This window comes from Pradoshia sp. D12 (assembly GCF_008935075.1).
Lineage (GTDB): Bacteria > Bacillota > Bacilli > Bacillales > Pradoshiaceae > Pradoshia.
This window is the reverse complement of record NZ_CP044545.1, coordinates 1,391,244-1,408,203: the sequence shown is the minus strand read 5'-3', so window position 1 is coordinate 1,408,203 and position 16,960 is coordinate 1,391,244. Positions and strand designations below refer to the sequence as shown.

At 38.0% G+C, this 16,960-nt stretch carries 20 protein-coding genes; all 20 read right to left on the bottom strand.

Annotated features, from left to right (window positions below; translation table 11 throughout):
• Positions 1-64: 64 nt before the first annotated feature.
• On the bottom strand, positions 65-829 hold the full coding sequence (gene rpsB, locus F7984_RS06970) for a 30S ribosomal protein S2 (RefSeq protein ID WP_066100370.1): 765 nt from the start codon (positions 827-829) through the stop codon (positions 65-67).
• A 155-nt stretch (positions 830-984) separates the two neighbouring features.
• Complete coding sequence (locus tag F7984_RS06965; protein ID WP_066100372.1) at positions 985-1,515, bottom strand: hypothetical protein; 531 nt, start codon at positions 1,513-1,515, stop codon at positions 985-987.
• An 11-nt stretch (positions 1,516-1,526) separates the two neighbouring features.
• A complete protein-coding gene (locus tag F7984_RS06960; RefSeq protein ID WP_140461280.1) occupies positions 1,527-1,841 on the bottom strand; it encodes a hypothetical protein in 315 nt (104 codons plus the stop codon).
• A 16-nt stretch (positions 1,842-1,857) separates the two neighbouring features.
• A complete protein-coding gene (locus tag F7984_RS19505; protein ID WP_181161985.1) occupies positions 1,858-2,625 on the bottom strand; it encodes a FapA family protein in 768 nt (255 codons plus the stop codon).
• Entirely contained in the window at positions 2,600-3,190 is a 591-nt protein-coding gene (locus tag F7984_RS19500; RefSeq protein ID WP_140461278.1) for a flagellar assembly protein A, read from the bottom strand. The genes F7984_RS19505 and F7984_RS19500 overlap by 26 nt, the downstream gene beginning before the upstream one ends.
• Positions 3,191-3,214: 24 nt before the next feature.
• Positions 3,215-3,988, bottom strand: coding sequence for a FliA/WhiG family RNA polymerase sigma factor (locus F7984_RS06945; RefSeq protein WP_140461277.1), 774 nt, complete (start codon positions 3,986-3,988; stop codon positions 3,215-3,217).
• Positions 3,989-4,096: 108 nt separating this feature from the next.
• Positions 4,097-4,600 carry a chemotaxis protein CheD gene (locus tag F7984_RS06940; RefSeq protein ID WP_066100389.1) on the bottom strand — a complete coding sequence of 168 codons (504 nt, stop codon included), beginning with the start codon at positions 4,598-4,600 and terminating at the stop codon, positions 4,097-4,099.
• Positions 4,597-5,235, bottom strand: a complete 639-nt coding sequence (locus tag F7984_RS06935) for a chemotaxis protein CheC (RefSeq protein ID WP_139891234.1) — start codon at positions 5,233-5,235, stop codon at positions 4,597-4,599. Before F7984_RS06935 ends, F7984_RS06940 begins: the two co-directional genes overlap by 4 nt.
• A gap of 18 nt (positions 5,236-5,253) precedes the next feature.
• Positions 5,254-5,715 carry a chemotaxis protein CheW gene (locus tag F7984_RS06930; RefSeq protein ID WP_139891235.1) on the bottom strand — a complete coding sequence of 154 codons (462 nt, stop codon included), beginning with the start codon at positions 5,713-5,715 and terminating at the stop codon, positions 5,254-5,256.
• A gap of 29 nt (positions 5,716-5,744) precedes the next feature.
• Positions 5,745-7,784 carry a chemotaxis protein CheA gene (locus F7984_RS06925; protein WP_139891558.1) on the bottom strand — a complete coding sequence of 680 codons (2,040 nt, stop codon included), beginning with the start codon at positions 7,782-7,784 and terminating at the stop codon, positions 5,745-5,747.
• Between the two features lie 12 nt (positions 7,785-7,796).
• Positions 7,797-8,891, bottom strand: coding sequence for a protein-glutamate methylesterase/protein-glutamine glutaminase (locus F7984_RS06920; protein WP_066100401.1), 1,095 nt, complete (start codon positions 8,889-8,891; stop codon positions 7,797-7,799).
• A gap of 3 nt (positions 8,892-8,894) precedes the next feature.
• Entirely contained in the window at positions 8,895-9,758 is an 864-nt protein-coding gene (locus F7984_RS06915) for a MinD/ParA family protein (protein WP_066100404.1), read from the bottom strand.
• Positions 9,751-10,923 (bottom strand): flagellar biosynthesis GTPase FlhF, encoded by a 1,173-nt coding sequence (flhF, locus tag F7984_RS06910; protein WP_140461276.1) that lies wholly within the window; start codon positions 10,921-10,923, stop codon positions 9,751-9,753. Before flhF ends, F7984_RS06915 begins: the two co-directional genes overlap by 8 nt.
• Entirely contained in the window at positions 10,920-12,956 is a 2,037-nt protein-coding gene (flhA, locus tag F7984_RS06905; protein ID WP_066100412.1) for a flagellar biosynthesis protein FlhA, read from the bottom strand. Before flhA ends, flhF begins: the two co-directional genes overlap by 4 nt.
• A 111-nt stretch (positions 12,957-13,067) precedes the next feature.
• Positions 13,068-14,150, bottom strand: a complete 1,083-nt coding sequence (flhB, locus tag F7984_RS06900) for a flagellar biosynthesis protein FlhB (protein ID WP_140461275.1) — start codon at positions 14,148-14,150, stop codon at positions 13,068-13,070.
• A gap of 1 nt (position 14,151) precedes the next feature.
• Positions 14,152-14,928, bottom strand: a complete 777-nt coding sequence (gene fliR / locus F7984_RS06895) for a flagellar biosynthetic protein FliR (protein WP_066100420.1) — start codon at positions 14,926-14,928, stop codon at positions 14,152-14,154.
• Between the two features lie 3 nt (positions 14,929-14,931).
• On the bottom strand, positions 14,932-15,201 hold the full coding sequence (gene fliQ / locus F7984_RS06890) for a flagellar biosynthesis protein FliQ (RefSeq protein ID WP_066100423.1): 270 nt from the start codon (positions 15,199-15,201) through the stop codon (positions 14,932-14,934).
• A gap of 15 nt (positions 15,202-15,216) precedes the next feature.
• A complete protein-coding gene (gene fliP, locus F7984_RS06885) occupies positions 15,217-15,882 on the bottom strand; it encodes a flagellar type III secretion system pore protein FliP (RefSeq protein ID WP_066100426.1) in 666 nt (221 codons plus the stop codon).
• Complete coding sequence (locus F7984_RS06880) at positions 15,875-16,561, bottom strand: flagellar biosynthetic protein FliO (RefSeq protein WP_225983714.1); 687 nt, start codon at positions 16,559-16,561, stop codon at positions 15,875-15,877. Before F7984_RS06880 ends, fliP begins: the two co-directional genes overlap by 8 nt.
• 24 nt (positions 16,562-16,585) lie before the next feature.
• Positions 16,586-16,948: a response regulator gene (locus tag F7984_RS06875; RefSeq protein ID WP_139891240.1), complete on the bottom strand. Its 363-nt coding sequence runs from the start codon at positions 16,946-16,948 to the stop codon at positions 16,586-16,588.
• Positions 16,949-16,960: the final 12 nt, after the last annotated feature.

Sequence of the window (16,960 nt, the reverse complement as noted above, 5' to 3'; positions counted from 1 at the left end):
CTCTATTTTATTTCAAAAAAAGGTGATAAAAGGCACTGTCCTCTTATCACCTTTAAAAAATCAATTAAGCATTTTCAACTGTAGTTGCTTCTTCTGCTTCAACAGTTTCTTCAACTACTGTTTCTTCTGCAACTGGAGCTGTTTCTTCACCTTGTTTACCTTCAAGGATAGCATCAGCCATTTTACCAGTAAGCAATTTAACAGCACGGATTGCATCATCGTTTGCAGGGATTACATAATCGATTTCATCCGGATCACAGTTTGTATCAACGATACCTACGATTGGAATATTCAATTTATGAGCTTCCGCAACAGCGATACGCTCTTTACGTGGGTCAATGATGAACAATGCATCAGGGATTTGTTTCATATCCTTGATACCGCCTAAGAATTTTTCAAGACGCTCTTGTTCTTTTTTCAATTGAATAACTTCTTTTTTAGGAAGAACTTCAAATGTTCCGTTTTCTTCCATTTTTTCGATTTCTTTAAGACGTGCAATACGTTTTTGAATTGTTACGAAGTTTGTTAATGTACCACCTAACCAACGTTGGTTAACATAGTACATACCAGCACGGCCAGCTTCTTCTTTTACAGAATCTTGAGCTTGCTTTTTAGTACCAACGAAAAGCATAGTACCGCCATCAGCAGCCAAGTCTCTTACGAAGTTATAAGCTTCTTCTACTTTTTTAACCGTTTTTTGAAGGTCAATAATGTAGATACCATTACGCTCCGTGAAAATATATTTTTTCATTTTTGGGTTCCAACGACGAGTTTGGTGCCCGAAGTGTACACCTGCTTCAAGCAGTTGTTTCATTGAAATTACAGACATGTTTGTTCCTCCTATGTTTTGTTTTTCCTCCGCTCAAATCATTTTCAGGCTGAAACTGTAGGTTTACAGCACGATCAGTCCAAATCCTCAAGCGTGTGTATTAACACCATGTCATAATATAGCATAATCTCAGCATACAATCAAGTCTTTTTACTTTACTTTTGATTTAATTTAAATAAAAGGTCAATTTCTGTTTTGCCACGGCCCATTTTTTTTGCAATTTCCTCAATTGTTTTCCCTTGATTCTTCATATTCTGGGCCTCAGCCAATATAGGGACTCGTTCTAAATCTTGGTCGATAACATCTGATTCCGTTTTTTCTTCCTTAAGATGATTCGTAACGGATTGCCGGCTCGTATTTTCGTAGGCATTCCGTGCACTCTGCTGTCTATATCCATTTGGTAACCCTGTCATAGTGTGATCTATTTTCTCTTCTTGATCAGATAGCTTTCGAGGTCCTTCAGTGCGTGATATCTTACCAGTATCACCCACAAACAACTGTTTAATTTCATCGTTTTCTTCCTTCATTTCGATTATAAACGTATGGATTAGTTCCTCAACTTCTTTTTGATATTCTTTACATTCCTTCTCGAATTGAATAAGACGATTCTGCCTCAAATAAAGGATAACAATTGCTAAAACAGCCACCATATTGACCATGATGCTTACTATGAGTATAAATGTCATTTTGTCTCCTCTTATCCCGAAAAATCTATTCTCTTTCCCTTATAAGGTTGGGTTTCTGCTTGCGAAAAGGCAGAATGATTTTTAGTAGATTCATCATTCTGCCGCCGTTTTTCCTGCTGCCGGCCCTTGGAATGATTATTCCAATCAACCGAGCTATTCTTTTCTTGCCTAAGTACTGTTTCATTTTTTGCTCTTGTACTCTTTTTTTCCTGTTTGGAAGCATGCTCAATCAGTTGTTGACTACGATTCTGCAACAGCTCCTGGATTTTACCTGCATCCTGCGTTCTGGGTATTGCAACTTGCAATTCAATCGCTTTTAAACTCATGATTCATTGCCCCCTTTTAGAGCGGATAAACAGATATCTCGTTTCCCTTATCAGTAAATCTCACTGACTGGTAATTTTGATTCAGAGGCATGCTATACTTACCCATTTTTATATAAAGATTAGGGTAGCATGCACCGTTAATAATTAATTCCTCATCGATTTGCAGCTCATAATCTAACATTAATCTCTCTTGCTTAAGTTTTTTCATTTCATCCACTAAAAAATCTTTTGTTTTCCTTTGTTTTTCCAGCAAAAGAGCATCCTTTTTGTCATTCGATAACCTTGTTTTTTCTTCAAGCTTCACAGCTATATACGAGAGTTTCGAGAGTGTTTTTTGCATTTTTTGATAACGAGAATCCAAATCCTGCTTAATCATTTCAATTGCATCATTATTTCCGATATGTATTTCAGTACGTGTATAGTGTAAATTCCCTGCATCCATCAGTTCCACTCTCTTGCCAGCCCTTAAAACTCCGCCTATTAGATGTCCTTTTTTACAGGTTACAGATTTCATGGAAGTTACAAAACTATGGAGAATAGCATGTTGAATAATGATATTACCGCTTGATATTACATTTGCATAGTTTATGTATAAGGCGTATAGATCTCCGCCTGTTCGAATACTGCAATTCTTTTCCCCAGTAATTCCGCCCTTGACAATAACCGAGCCGCCAACATTAATGTCTGATCCCTCAATCATACCGAAAACTTTTAAATCGCCACCGCACGAAATCGTATAACCGACGGGTATATTGCCCTCAATATACACATTTCCAAAAATCAATATTGCCTACCTCCAGGCTCAAATCTCCTTTTACATAAAAAACAGGATTAACCTGTATAGTATGACCTACTATACTGATTTGTCCGTTAATCGTTGAATAGAGGCTTGATTCATGTTCAATGACATTGGGTCCCAATTTATAGACGGCTCTTTTGCCTGGTTTCGGTTTGATTTCATTTCCGAAAATATCCATTCCAAATAGACCATAAGTTGGTTGAGATGCAGCCGCAATTTTATCTCCTGTAGAGATGGATGGGATATCCATTACATTTCGGAAGTTAAACAGTTGCTCCCCTGTGTCTATTCCCTTTGTATATTCGAGTTTTAATTCTCCATCCTGTCCGTTTTCCGGTAATTTCCCTTCAGCAATCAATAAAGGAAAAACAACCTGCTCCGTATTCAGTAAATGTACTTTTGTTTCCTTTTTTATGCCAAAGATAATCGGCAAAGAAACAAGCCATTCATCTATTTGTCTATCAGAAACCGATTGTGCCTGATTCCCTATAGGTATAATCCAGGCCTTCATTTTATCTTGGGAAACCTCTAGTTTATATGGAAAATCCATTATTCCACTCCCAAACCAATAGCTTTAGCGGTAGATTGTTTTTGCTAATAACTCTTTTAATTTAAATAGTGCACGTGAATGTATTTGTGAAATTCTCGAAGTCGATAGCTTCAAAATGTAGCCGATCTCTGTAAGAGTCAGCTCCTGCCGATAAAATAAGTCCAACACTAATTGTTCTTTTTCACTTAGCCTATGAATGAGGTCTCCCATCTCTTTGAGCAATTCTTTTTTAACAAGGGCTTCTTCAGGAGATAGCATGCGCTCGTCTTTCACTGTATACGATTGCGCTTCCTGTTCCGAGTGAGTATCATGCGGCTGTTCATCCATTGATAAAATATTGGAAAAGAAATTCTCATTCGTGATTTTGACAACCTCATCCTCTGTAATCCCTAATTCTTCGGCAATTTCAACAGGTGTGATATTACGCATATTCTTCTGCTCTAACGCTTCTATAGTCGAATCTATTAATTTTGCTTTTTCTCTCGTACTTCTTGGCAACCAATCTTCTTTACGCAATCCATCTATAATGGCTCCCCTAATTCGAAAGGAAGCATAGGTCTCAAATTTTAAATCACGGGATGGGTCGAATTTTTCTAAAGCATCAAATAGACCCATATTCGCTAAACTTCTTATATCATCTCTATTCACATTTTTAGGCAGGTTCACTGAAATTCGTTGTACATGATAACTGACCAATGGCAAGTATTTTTTTGCCAATATGTCTCCAGCCTGCGCGTCCCGGCCTTCAAGCCATTTATGCCAATACGTCTGTTCTTCACCGGTACTCACTTGAGACATTTTGACCCTCCCCTTAGTTGGTTTATTATGGTAATTAAATTATAACAAAAAACAACAGATATACATCCGACAAATTTCCCTTAATTTCGCTCTTTACCGAATGAAAACTTAAATAGAGCAGGAACCCTGATTAACCGTACGAATGTGCAATATACTTGTAATCGGATTAAATTCAATTGTTCTTCCACTGTTTCCGCCAACATCTTCAGCAATTATCTGGATATGATTTTCCATAAGCTGAATTTTCACAGCATCTACATTTCGCGGTCCGATTCTCATCAGATCACTTCCTGAACTGAATTGAAACATTTGCGCTCCACCTGCAAGTTTTGCCTTGAGCAATTGACTTTTTATTCCCTTATTCTTGAATTGTTTAATAAGCTCTGGTATTGCAGTATCTGCATATTTTGCTTTATTAAATGTTTTACCTCTGGCAAGTGAGGAATCCGGCAGCATAACATGAACCATTCCTGCTATCTGTTGAGATGGGCAGTAAAGGACAACACCAACACAAGATCCAAGACCGGCTGTTCTAATAATGGAACCCTTATAAGCAAAATTCATATCTGCAATTCCAACGCGGATAATTTCCTGTTCGTGACGAGGATTCATTCCATATTCACTCCCAATGTGGAAAAGAGTGTATCAAATGATTCAGGATCAGGCAGTAAGAAAAAGTGCCCATTTACATCTTTTTCTTCCTTACTATCAGACTCGGTAAAATCCGTATCAATGATAATCGCATAATCGCCAACTTGGGAAAATTCCAGTAATCCATACCCGAGCAAGGCTCCCACCATATCAATCCCCAGCACAGGAACAGAAGGATATATTTTCATACCAGTAAAATCAGACAAGGAAGATAAATACGAGCCAGATAGAATATTGCCCATTTCTGTCAGGGCAGATAAAGAAATTTCATCATCCAATGAATGATCAAAGGAAAATTGATTGGAACCGGTCATTTGGTTAATAAATCTGGTTGCCTGCGATAAAGAAAGGATAAAATACATATTGCCGGTGATGTCACCTTCTATTCTCATGTAAACACTGGCTACAACATTATCCGCTCCTCCTGCAAGCTCCATTGTTTCGTCAAATGTTGCAATTTTCACGGAAGGGACACTCATCATAACCGGTTTGTTCACTAATAGAGATAAAGCAGTCGCAGCATTACCTGCACCGATATTACCAATTTCCTTTAAGGTATCCAGTTGGAGATGTGTTATGGAATCCAGATATGACATGTCCTGCCCGCCTTCTTCCTATATAGATTGTGTTGTTCCAAGTACTTGTAAAATTCGTTCGAGTTTGATTAATATCAACAAACGTTTATCAACCTTCACAACGCCATTTATAAAATCAATCTCCTGCATACCGATAACTTTAGGCTGCGGTTCAATTAAATCAGCCGGAAACTCTAAAACATCCCTGGCTGAATCAACAATCAATCCCACTTCAAATTCATTAAAGGAAATAATGATAATCCTTGAAGACTCATCATATTCTTTTTGCTCTAGGCCAAACCGCATTCGAAGGTCAATAATCGGTGTAATCGTCCCTTTAAGATTAATTACTCCCATCACAAAGGGTTCTACACCCGGAACTCTTGTAATAGTTGATACTTTTTCGATAGACAGCACATACTCGACAGGTATTGCATATTCTTTATTCACTAACTCAAAGACTATAACTTTCTGCATCTGTCTATTATCATTGTCAGCCATATAAACTCCTCCTTATCTTACAGCCCTGCTTACTTAACAAGAGAATTGCAATCTATAATCAATGCAACTTGACCATCCCCGAGAATCGTAGCTCCTGAAACAGCGAAGACAGAATTTAAGTAATTACCCAATGATTTTAAAACGATTTCCTGCTGACCAATGAATGAATTGACAACTAACCCGGCCATCTTGTCTCCATTACGCACAATTACTAATGACAAAAAGTCTTCCTCCTCCCGACAAACAGGGATAGAAAGAATTGAATGCAGATACACGAGCGGGATAATCTTACCTCTAAAGTCAATGACATCTTGATTATGTGATCTTAATACTTCTTCTCTTTGGACGATATACGTTTCAATTATGGAAGATAAGGGAATTGCGTACTTTTCATCCTGAACTTCAACTAGCATGACTGATATGATTGATAAGGTAAGTGGCAATTTCACAGAAAAAATAGATCCATATCCTAGGCGTGAATTAATAGACACACTTCCACCAAGAGATTCGATGGTATTTTTCACAACATCTAAGCCAACCCCCCGGCCTGATATATCAGAAATCTCCTTAGCTGTGGAAAAACCTGAAGCGAAAAGAAGTTCGTTTTTTTGACGTTCTGTCATGATTTCAGCTTGTTCTTCTGTAATAATTCCTTTATCCACTGCTTTTGTTACAACCACATCTGTATTAATACCAGCGCCATCATCTTCTATTTCTATAAAAACGTGGTTGCCACTATGATAAGCCTTCAGGATGACTGTACCCTCTTCAGGCTTGCCCTTGTCCCGTCTAGCTTCCGGTGTTTCAATACCATGATCCAAAGCGTTTCGTAAAAGATGCAGCAGAGGATCACCAATTTCGTCAATAACAGTCCGGTCTAACTCCGTTTCCGCACCAATAATTTCAAGACGGATGTGTTTATTCAGATTACGCGCAAGCTGCCTGACCATACGCGGAAACCGATTAAAAACTGTTTCTACTGGTACCATCCTCATATTTAGGATTATTGTTTGCATATCACCAGAAATTCTTGTCATATGTTCAACTGTTTCAAACAGCTCTGCATCTTTTAAATCCTTCGAAATTTGTTCGAGTCTTCCGCGATCAATCACTAACTCTTCAAATAGATTCATTAATATGTCAAGGCGCTCAATATTGACCCGTATCGTCTTACTATGAGCCACTGCAGTATTAACAGAGGAAGCTTTTTCATCTTCCTTACCCTTTACCTGCTTTGTTGAATGCACCTGCAGCTGATTCGCATTTTCCAGATCCTTTGTGGCTTTATATTCCTGATCCTTAGATGTCTTATTCGGCACCAGCGAAACTCGTACAGACTCAAGCTCTGATACTTTTAAGATTCTCTGTTCGATATCTATTGCAGATTGTTTTGATAGGATCGTTGCCGTAAACTCCTGCCCAAAATCTTCTTCCTCAAGAACATCGACGGGAGGAACCGACTTAATTACTTCTCCCAGTTCAGCAAAAATTTCATAAACCATAAAAACACGGACTGCTTTTAAGATACAATCATCATTTAAAATCACCTTAACAGAGTAAGCTTTAAAGCCTTGGTCGATTGATTGTTCCATGACCGCCCATTCGTATTCGTCATAAATATCCGCACGGGATTCCATTTCTACCGGAGCACCAGGATGTTCTCTATCTGCAGAACCTATCATAACGATTTGACCTGCTACTATGTTTTCTAATTTTTCTATTGTTAAAGAGACATCTCTTTTTCCGTTTCCACCATCTGCAACCGATAAAACCATTGCTTCCAAATCATCAACAGCTAAAAATACAATGTCTAAAATGTCGGTATTAACTTTTATTCGCTGATTTCGGATCTCATCCAACACATTTTCCATTTGATGAGTTAATCGTGCTAAATCATCAAAACCCATTGTCGCAGACATTCCTTTTAATGTATGGGCTGACCTAAAAATTTCATGCACAATCATGACATCATCAGGATTTTTTTCGAGCTCCAATAATAGTTCATTACAAGTTTGTAAGTGTTCCTTGCTTTCTTCTATAAAAACCTCTAAATATTGATCTAAATCCAAGCTCATTTACCTTCACCTCTCACCCTTACAAATTTCATTCAATACTCCAGCTATATGACCCAGAGGAATTATTTCATCCACCAATCCCGTAGCGATTGCCGCTTTTGGCATACCATAGACCACACAAGTTTCTTCAGATTCAGCAATAATTCTGGACTTTTTAAACTTTCTTAAATTCATAATTCCCTTCGTACCATCTGATCCCATACCTGTCATAATAACGGCTACACATTCGTATACAGGGGGCAGTTCGGAAACTGAATCAAACAAGACATCCACCGATGGACGGTGGCCATTAACGGAATTAGTTTTATCCAATTTGGCAATCAGCACACCAGCTTGAACTGAAGCTTTTAAATGAAATCCACCAGGTGCAATATAGGCTGTTCCATTACATAAAATTTCTCCCTCTTCAGCTTCCTTCACAGTTATTTCTGACAACTCATTTAGTCTCTCAGCCAAGTGTTTTGTAAACCCTTCCGGCATATGCTGTACAATGAGAATAGGTACCGTATTCTTTTTAAGTAATGGCAATACGGTATACAGTGCTCGCGGTCCTCCCGTCGAGGTTCCGATACAAATAATTTTTTGGAAGGGAACATCCGTATTTTTTTCATTGACATTTTCAGTCAGATTCAGTTCCTGTGAAATTTCAGCGATTGGCGGCACATTCATCAGGCGATTATTTTGGTCAAACACGCTCATATTTACTTTGGCAGCCTCTTTCACTTTCTGAATCATTAGACTCTTAATTCTGTGTAAATCCTGTGAAAATGAACCAGAGGGCTTTTCGATAAAATTGACTGCACCAAGCTTCATGCTCTCCATAATCATATCTACACCCGATCTGTTAGTACCGGAAAGCATAACCACAGGCATTGGATTTTTTTCCATGATTACCTGCAATGTCGTTATACCGTCCATTACAGGCATTTCTATATCCAGTGTAATGACATCAGGTTTCAGCTTTTCCATTTTCAAAAGCCCATCTGCTCCATTTCTAGCAATGCCCACCACTTCAATTTGTTCATCTTCTTGTAAAAATTCAGTTATCAACTTTCTCATAAAAGGTGAATCTTCAATGATTAGAACTTTAATAGCAGCCAAATCTTAAGCCTGCCTTTCGAAAAGAAAATTCTTCATCTTTTTCATAAACGAAGCAGGTGAATTGCCCTCTTTATCCACGCTTCCCATATACTGAGCAATGATTTTGTTTAGTGCTTCACTAGATGGAGCCCGAGAATTCAAGAGGATAAATGGAATTTGTCTTATGACTGCTTTTTGTACCGTTTTATCATCTGGCAAAATCCCAAGTGCCACGATTTCTTTATGTAAAAACTGTTGCGCAGCTCTCGTTAAACGTAAAATGACCTCATTGCCTTCTTTCCGGCTTGAAGCCCGGTTACAGAGAAGATAGAACGGTGCATCCGTTCTGCTAACAAGATATTTCATCATGGAATAAGCATCCGTTATTGCCGTTGGCTCTGGTGTTGTAATATAAATCAATTCATTCGCAGAAACGATAAATTGCAAGGATTGTTCTGATATTCCCGCACCCATATCCAAAATAATAAAATCATATTCTTCCAGAATGCTTTGAAATTGATGGCTAAAGTGAGCAAATTGTTTTTGATCCATTTTAAAAAAATTTGTTAAACCTGTACCCCCAGGAATATAATGGATTCCTTCAGGCCCAGCAGAAATAGCCATCCTTAGAGGGATCCCCTCATTAAAATGATTTGCTATTGTATATCTGCCCGTTTGGCCTATTAAGATATTGATATTTCCCATTCCTACATCAATATCTATAATCAATACTTTTTTATTTTGCTTAGCGAGTCCAATTGAAAAATTTAATGAAAAATTGGATTTACCGACTCCGCCTTTTCCACTTACAACTGCAATTACTTTGGCAGATGGCTCTTCTTTTTTATATTGTATCTTTTGTCGAAGCAGTTCCGCTTGGTCATACATATAAATGACCTCCACATACCATTTTGACAATTTTGTCCGGGGTGGTAGCAATAATATCATCGGGAACATCTTGTCCATTTGTCATATAAATAACTGGAACATGATGTTTAAGAATAAAATTCACCACGGAACCATGATAGGCAGTTTCATCTAATTTGGTAAAAATAGCTCCGTGAATGGGTATTATGGAAAACTGGTTATAGATCGCTGTCATATCAATCTCTTTGGAAGTAGCGGAAAGGACAAGATATGTCAGCATATCGATATTAAAATCAATCAGCCCTTTAAGTTCCTCAACAAATTCCTGATTTCGAAAATTTCTGCCTGCTGTATCTATAAATACATGATCGTAATGGGCAAAACGCTCAGCAGCTTGTTTAAAATCATCACTGTTATACGCCACTTCGACTGGTACTCTCAATATCTCTGCATATGTTTTCAATTGTTCAATAGCTGCGATTCGATAGGTGTCCGTAGTGATGAACGCAATTTTTTTATTATGCTTAATCACATATTCAGCTGCAATTTTTGCAATTGTAGTGGTTTTCCCAACACCAGTCGGACCTACAATATTTATATATTTTCTCTTAAATAATTGCTCACCATTAACGGCAAAATTCTTTAATTGTTCAAGTAAGTAGATATGGACCAGCTCTGATAGGTCCGCCTTAGTCATTTCAGCAGACCTTTGATTATTCCTCCATTTTCCCAATAGATACTCCAACAGTTTGTCGATTATATGCTTATCCAACTCCATTACAACAAGCTGATGGTGTAATTCTCTTAATGGATCTGGAAAGTGATTGTATTTGGATTCTAGTGATAACATTTGTTTCATATCGTGCAATTTTTTAAGTATTTCATTAGATGGGTTATCGATATCTTTTTTTGTTGAATTGGAAAATTGAACAGGTTGTTCAATTGATTCCTTTTTTATGGATGGAATCGTATCTTTATTTACCTTCGTGAATGTTGTTTTTTTACTTTCCACTGAATCGGTATCCAATGCGGCAATCACTTCAAATGATTTCTTTTTAAATAGACCAAGAATACCATTGCTATTGACTACTTTTGAATTTAATATGACGGCATCATTTCCAAATTCCGCCCGTATTTTACTCATCACTTCTTGCATGGATATCCCTGTAAACTTCTTCACATTCATTCAGCATTCACCACCCCTACACTTTGTACCTCTATATTTGCTTCCAATTCGTTATATGATAGCACCGGAAGCTGCGGGAAATATCTCTCTGTCAGCTGGCGCACATACATCCTTACAGCTGGTGAACATAACAATACAGGTGCCTGATCAAGTAAGGCATGCTCCTCCAGCTTTCCTGCTACTGATTCAAGGATTTTCTGTGAGTTAGTCGGATCTAGCGATAGATAATTACCTTGTTCTGTCTGTTGAACACTGTCGGCAACGATTTTTTCAACTCTTCCAGAAAGAGTTAACACTTTTAAATTATCACCCGTTACATATTGGTTTGTGATTTGACGGGCAAGTGCCTGTCTAACATATTCCGCTAAAATGTCAGTATCATTTGTCATCCTTCCAAAATCAGCTAAGGTTTCAAAAATAACTGGTAGGTTCCTAATTGAGACCTTTTCTCTCAATAATTTAGCCAGAACTTTTTGTATATCACCTACAGATAAAGGATTAGGCGTAACTTCTTCTATTAAAATTGGTGCAGACTCTCTGAGATGCTCAATTAATTGTTTTGTTTCCTGACGCCCAATCAAATCAGCTGCATTTGTTTTAATGACTTCAGTAATATGTGTGGAAACAACTGATGGTGGATCCACAACGGTATAGCCTAGCATTTCAGCATATTCCTTGGTCTCTTCCGTAATCCACTTGGCCGGCAGCCCAAAGGAAGGTTCTATCGTATCAATTCCTTCAATAGAATCATCATCCATTCCTGGAGCCATCGCTAAATAGTGATCTAACAAAAGCTCACCCCTGGCCATTTCAGCACCTTTAATTTTCAGCCTATATTCATTAGGCTTAAGCTGAATATTATCTCTGATTCTTACAACGGGTATAACAAGACCCAATTCAATAGCAAGCTGCCTGCGAATCATAACCACCCTGTCCAAAAGGTCTCCGCCCTGATTGGCATCCGCTAATGGAATTAACCCATAACCGAATTCAAACTCAATCGGATCAATACTGAGAAGACTAATGACGCTTTCCGGACTTTTCATTTCTTCCGCTTCTGCGGTATCATCTGGTTCCAGTTCAGAAACAGTGCTTTCTTTTTGTTGAATAGATGTAGCTTTATAAGCCCCCAAAGCCAATAGACCAGAAATAAATAATGTTAGAAAATTATTAATCGGTGTAAAAAGCCCTAATAACAGAATAGTTCCGGCAGCAATATACAGCATTTGTGGATAAGCAAAAAGCTGAGATGTAATATCTGAAGCAAGATTGCCATCTGATGCTGCTCTCGTCACGATAATACCTGTCGCAGTTGAAATCAGTAAGGCTGGCACCTGACTGACAATCCCGTCCCCTACAGATAAAAGTGAAAATTTCACAGCCGCCTCACCAAATGATAAATCCATTTGCATAACACCGATAATCATTCCGAATATCAGGTTGATTAAGACAATAATAATACTGGCTATGGCGTCACCTTTAACAAACTTGCTGGCACCATCCATCGAACCAAAAAAATCAGCTTCTCTCGACACCTTATCACGTCTGGTTCTCGCCTCTTGTTCAGAAATCATTCCGGCATTTAAATCGGCATCAATACTCATTTGTTTACCTGGCATTGCATCAAGCGTAAATCGGGCTGCCACCTCTGCTACACGTTCAGCCCCTTTTGTAATGACAATGAATTGAATAATGATTAAGATTAGGAAAACGACCAATCCAACAATCACTTGACCGCCAACTACAAAGTCACCGAATACATGAACGACTCCACCGGCATCCCCGTGTGTCAGGATTGCTCTAGTCGTAGAAATATTAAGGCCGAGTCTAAATAACGTGAGGAGCAACAGTAAGGAAGGGAAAATAGAAAATTGCAAAGGTTCCTGTGTATTCATTGAAGTCAATAATACTAATAAGGCAAGAGAAATATTGACCATGATTAAAAAACTTATCAACCATGTTGGTAAAGGGATAATTAACATGGCTACAATCATTATGACGGCTATTAAAACTGATAAATCTCTTGCTCGCATGCTACTTCTCTCCTAACGGGTAATTAATAGAACGTGAATCTATCAATATCTTAGATTAATTATGCTAACTATAATCAAACGGCAAAAATGATATCAGGCTAATCATATTTCCTACGACTTGCCTTTCAGTTTATAGACGTACGCAAGAATCTCAGCCACTCCTTTGTAAAACTCTTCAGGGATTGCCTGACCGATATCTGCCTGATTGTACAATGCTCTTGCTAATGGTCTGTTTTCCATCATCGGAATATCATTTTCTTTAGCGACAAGCTTTATTTTCTGGGCAACAAAATCCAGCCCTTTTCCTACTACATATGGTGCATCCAGCTGATTTTCGTCATATTTTAAAGCAATCGCATAGTGGGTCGGATTCGTAATTACTACATCAGCTTTTGGTATCTCCTGCATCATTCTCGACATGGCCATTTCTCTTTGTTTTTGCTTGATTCGAGACTTTATTATCGGATCTCCTTCGATTGTTTTATACTCTTGTTTAATTTCCTGTTTGGACATTCGAATGCTCTTTTCAAAATCGAAACGTTGATAAAGATAGTCCAACAGGGCTAAAAACAATAAAGCTCCCGAAGCAAACAAACCGGTTTTGACTGTAATATCTGCAAGTGTAATTAAGGATGCCCCCTTCGTTTTAGTTGAAAGCATCATAATTTCATCCAACCGCGACCAAATAGAATAAAAGGTTATAACTCCAATGACCGTAATCTTTAATATAGATTTGAGCATTTCGACGAGCGCTCTCATTGAAAAAATCCGTTTAAACCCTTTTATTGGGTCAATTTTTTCAAGCTTAAATTGTATAGTTTCGGTTGAAAACATGGCTCCTACCTGCGCAAAATTAGCGATAATTCCGGCTATAAAAGCCGCTAACATAATAGGTCCCAAGATAATAGCCATTTGTTTAAGAAGTTCAATAAACATTAAATATAAATCCGCTTCTGAATATGAGAAGGTAGCAGATAGATTGATTGGATACTTAAAAATAACTAGTAATCTATCTTTTAAAAAACCACCTGCTATATATAAAATGAGAAATACCCCTAACAAAACAACTGCTGTATTGATATCCTGACTTTTGGCAACCTGCCCTTTTTTCCTTGCATCCTGTCTTTTTTTAGGAGTAGCCTTCTCTGTTTTCTCCCCTGAAAAAAATTGCAAATCCAGTTTTAGTAGGCTCATTCTAACTTCCTCCAAGCAGATGCATAAGCGAACGCATTCCTTCCAATGTTGTATTCAAAAGCCCTTTTACCAGAAGTAAGATGGTTCCCATCGTAATAGTTAACAAAATTAAACTGACAAATATTTTGATTGGAAAACCAATAACAAATATATTCATTTGCGGCACCGTTCTTGCTACAATACCTAGTGCTATATCTACCAAAAATAAACTTCCAACAATTGGGATAGACATTTGAAAAGCAATGATAAATGACTGTGTAAAGAATTGAATCATCAATGTGAGGATTTGCTCATTTCCAAACGGAAGAAAATCTGTTGACAAAGGGATGAATTCATAGCTGTAAAAAATTCCGTCCAATAACAAATGATGTCCGTCAATCGCCAGCAAAAAAAGGAGTGCAAATGTATAAAGATATTGACCCATTAAGGGACTTTGAACCCCTGTCTGCGGATCAATGACATTAGCCATTGAAAAGCCCATCTGAAAATCAATGAATCCTCCGGCTGTTTGAACAGCTGAGAACATCATATACGCAAAAAAGCCAATCATTAATCCGACTAAGGCTTCTTTTAACACCAATAAAAGATATAAACCGTCAATTTCAAAGCCTGGAGAAGATACCGTATAATACATAATCCAGGCGAGCAGAGCACTGATTCCTAAGCGATGCTGTGCAGGAATCGTTCTATATGAAAAGATAGGCATTGTAATAAAAAAGGATGCAAGACGTACAAAAATCAATAAGTATACACTAAATTTGGGAACAATCTCTTCCATAGCCTATCCTACAAACTTCGTTAGATTATTAAAAATGTCAGCCGTGTAAGAGAGCATTTTACTCAGCATCCATGGCCCAAAAAATACAATGCCCAACAAAACAGCGACGATTTTCGGAATAAAAGCTAACGTTTGCTCCTGGATTTGTGTGGTCGCCTGAAAAATACTGACAATTAAACCAATCCCAAGAGCTAGGATCAGTAAGGGAGCACTTATGATTAATACAGTATAAATCCCCTTTTCAGCCAACGAAATTACTGCTTCTGATGTCATCTTTCTCTCACCTGCCTAAAAACTTTGTAATAAAGATTTAACAACTAAATACCATCCATCGACCATCACAAACAGTAAGATTTTAAAGGGTAATGAGATCATGACCGGCGGTAGCATCATCATACCCATGGACATTAGAACACTCGCCACAATCATGTCTATCACCAGAAATGGGATAAAAATCATGAAGCCAATTTGAAAGGCTGTTTTCATTTCACTGATCGCGAATGCAGGTACCAGCGTAGTTAAAGAAATATCTTCAATTGATTCAGGTGTATCCGCCTTAGAATATTCCAGGAATAGCTGTAAATCCTTTTGCCTTGTATGTTTACTCATAAACTCCTTAAAGGGCCCTGCTGCCTTTTCATATGCTTCTTCCAGCTTTATTTCATCCTTAAAAAGCGGTTGAAGCGCCTCATCATTCACTTCAGATAAAACCGGTGCCATTACAAAAAATGTAATGAAGAGCGATAATCCGATCAACACTTGTGTAGGGGGCATTTGCTGTGTCGATAAAGCTGTCCTTACAAAGCCCAGAACAATAACAATTCTTGTAAAACAGGTCATTAAAATTAAAATGCTTGGTGCAAGAGAAAGAACCGTTAATAACAGGAGCAGCTTAACTGATGTAGAAACGGTATCGGCATCCCCACTGCTAAAGAGAGTCATTAAGTCATTCATCTCGGTGTGTTCCTTTCTTGCTTATTTCTTTTGTAATCTGTTTGCGGTCTTCCTTTAGTTGTTTCAACTGTTCATTAAATTGACTTTTGAACGACTTCTCCGTTCGCCTGGAAGTTTTTATTTTCCATTTATCAATGAGCTTGCCTGCAAGGTCCATTGGGGCAATCTGAGTTTCTAATTTCTGATTATGTTCTTCAATTAGCTTGCTGTATTCTTCCTTATCATCAATCACATTGAGTAATTGAACCGAGTCTCCAACACCTACAATGTAGATTTTCTCCCCAACCCTTACCATCTGGACAGAGCGATTTCCACCTAACGGAGTCCCTCCCAGGTTTTCAATAGTTTGGCCGTGCTGATATCCACGATTCTTTTTATTAATGACGCGCAGAAGAATGTACATTAATCCAGCAACAAATAGTAGGGCGAATACCATTCTAAAGATATCTCCAATTGTAATTCCAATGTCATTTGTCTCATTTTCAGCTGAATCAGAGATACTGTTATTATTGGTCTGGTCGATATCCCCTGTCTCTGTCTTACGATCTTTAGTATTGTAATAACTGTCCACACTTTGGCTGCCATTGTCTGGCGCTGCATTTACTGCAATTTCTTTGAATGGTGCAGTAATGGCAAAACACAAAATGAAGAAAAGAATAACCTTTATATAGCTTGGCATCCGTTGCACGTTTACTTCCCCTCTTTACGATAAAGCTTTGCTGATTGCCTCCAAAACTCGGTCAGCTGCAAAAGGTTTTACAATAAAATCCTTTGCACCTGCCTGAATAGCATCAATAACCATTGCCTGCTGACCCATTGCCGAACACATAATAACCTTGGCATTTGGATTGATTTTGCGTATTTCTTTTAATGCTGTAATTCCGTCCATATCTGGCATCGTAATATCCATTGTGACCAAATCAGGATTTGTTTCTTTATATAGCTCAATAGCCTGATGACCATCCGCTCCTTCTCCCACAACATCATATCCATTCTTAACCAGGATATCTTTAATCATCATTCTCATAAATGCAGCATCATCGACTACTAAAATTTTGTGTGACATTCTTTCTTCCCC

Coding starts and splice junctions, on each gene's coding strand:
- rpsB (WP_066100370.1), bottom strand. CDS start 829: ATGTCTGTAATTTCAATGAAACAACTGCTTGAAGCAGGTGTACACTTC.
- F7984_RS06935 (WP_139891234.1), bottom strand. CDS start 5,235: ATGTCATATCTGGATTCCATAACACATCTCCAACTGGATACCTTAAAG.
- F7984_RS06940 (WP_066100389.1), bottom strand. CDS start 4,600: ATGAATCCTCGTCACGAACAGGAAATTATCCGCGTTGGAATTGCAGAT.
- F7984_RS06960 (WP_140461280.1), bottom strand. CDS start 1,841: ATGAGTTTAAAAGCGATTGAATTGCAAGTTGCAATACCCAGAACGCAG.
- flhB (WP_140461275.1), bottom strand. CDS start 14,150: ATGAGCCTACTAAAACTGGATTTGCAATTTTTTTCAGGGGAGAAAACA.
- fliQ (WP_066100423.1), bottom strand. CDS start 15,201: ATGACATCAGAAGCAGTAATTTCGTTGGCTGAAAAGGGGATTTATACT.
- F7984_RS06965 (WP_066100372.1), bottom strand. CDS start 1,515: ATGACATTTATACTCATAGTAAGCATCATGGTCAATATGGTGGCTGTT.
- fliR (WP_066100420.1), bottom strand. CDS start 14,928: ATGGAAGAGATTGTTCCCAAATTTAGTGTATACTTATTGATTTTTGTA.
- flhA (WP_066100412.1), bottom strand. CDS start 12,956: ATGCGAGCAAGAGATTTATCAGTTTTAATAGCCGTCATAATGATTGTA.
- flhF (WP_140461276.1), bottom strand. CDS start 10,923: ATGAATGTGAAGAAGTTTACAGGGATATCCATGCAAGAAGTGATGAGT.
- F7984_RS06880 (WP_225983714.1), bottom strand. CDS start 16,561: ATGCCAAGCTATATAAAGGTTATTCTTTTCTTCATTTTGTGTTTTGCC.
- fliP (WP_066100426.1), bottom strand. CDS start 15,882: ATGAATGACTTAATGACTCTCTTTAGCAGTGGGGATGCCGATACCGTT.
- F7984_RS06945 (WP_140461277.1), bottom strand. CDS start 3,988: ATGTCTCAAGTGAGTACCGGTGAAGAACAGACGTATTGGCATAAATGG.
- F7984_RS06930 (WP_139891235.1), bottom strand. CDS start 5,715: ATGGCTGACAATGATAATAGACAGATGCAGAAAGTTATAGTCTTTGAG.
- F7984_RS06915 (WP_066100404.1), bottom strand. CDS start 9,758: ATGTATGACCAAGCGGAACTGCTTCGACAAAAGATACAATATAAAAAA.
- F7984_RS06875 (WP_139891240.1), bottom strand. CDS start 16,948: ATGTCACACAAAATTTTAGTAGTCGATGATGCTGCATTTATGAGAATG.
- F7984_RS19500 (WP_140461278.1), bottom strand. CDS start 3,190: ATGGATTTTCCATATAAACTAGAGGTTTCCCAAGATAAAATGAAGGCC.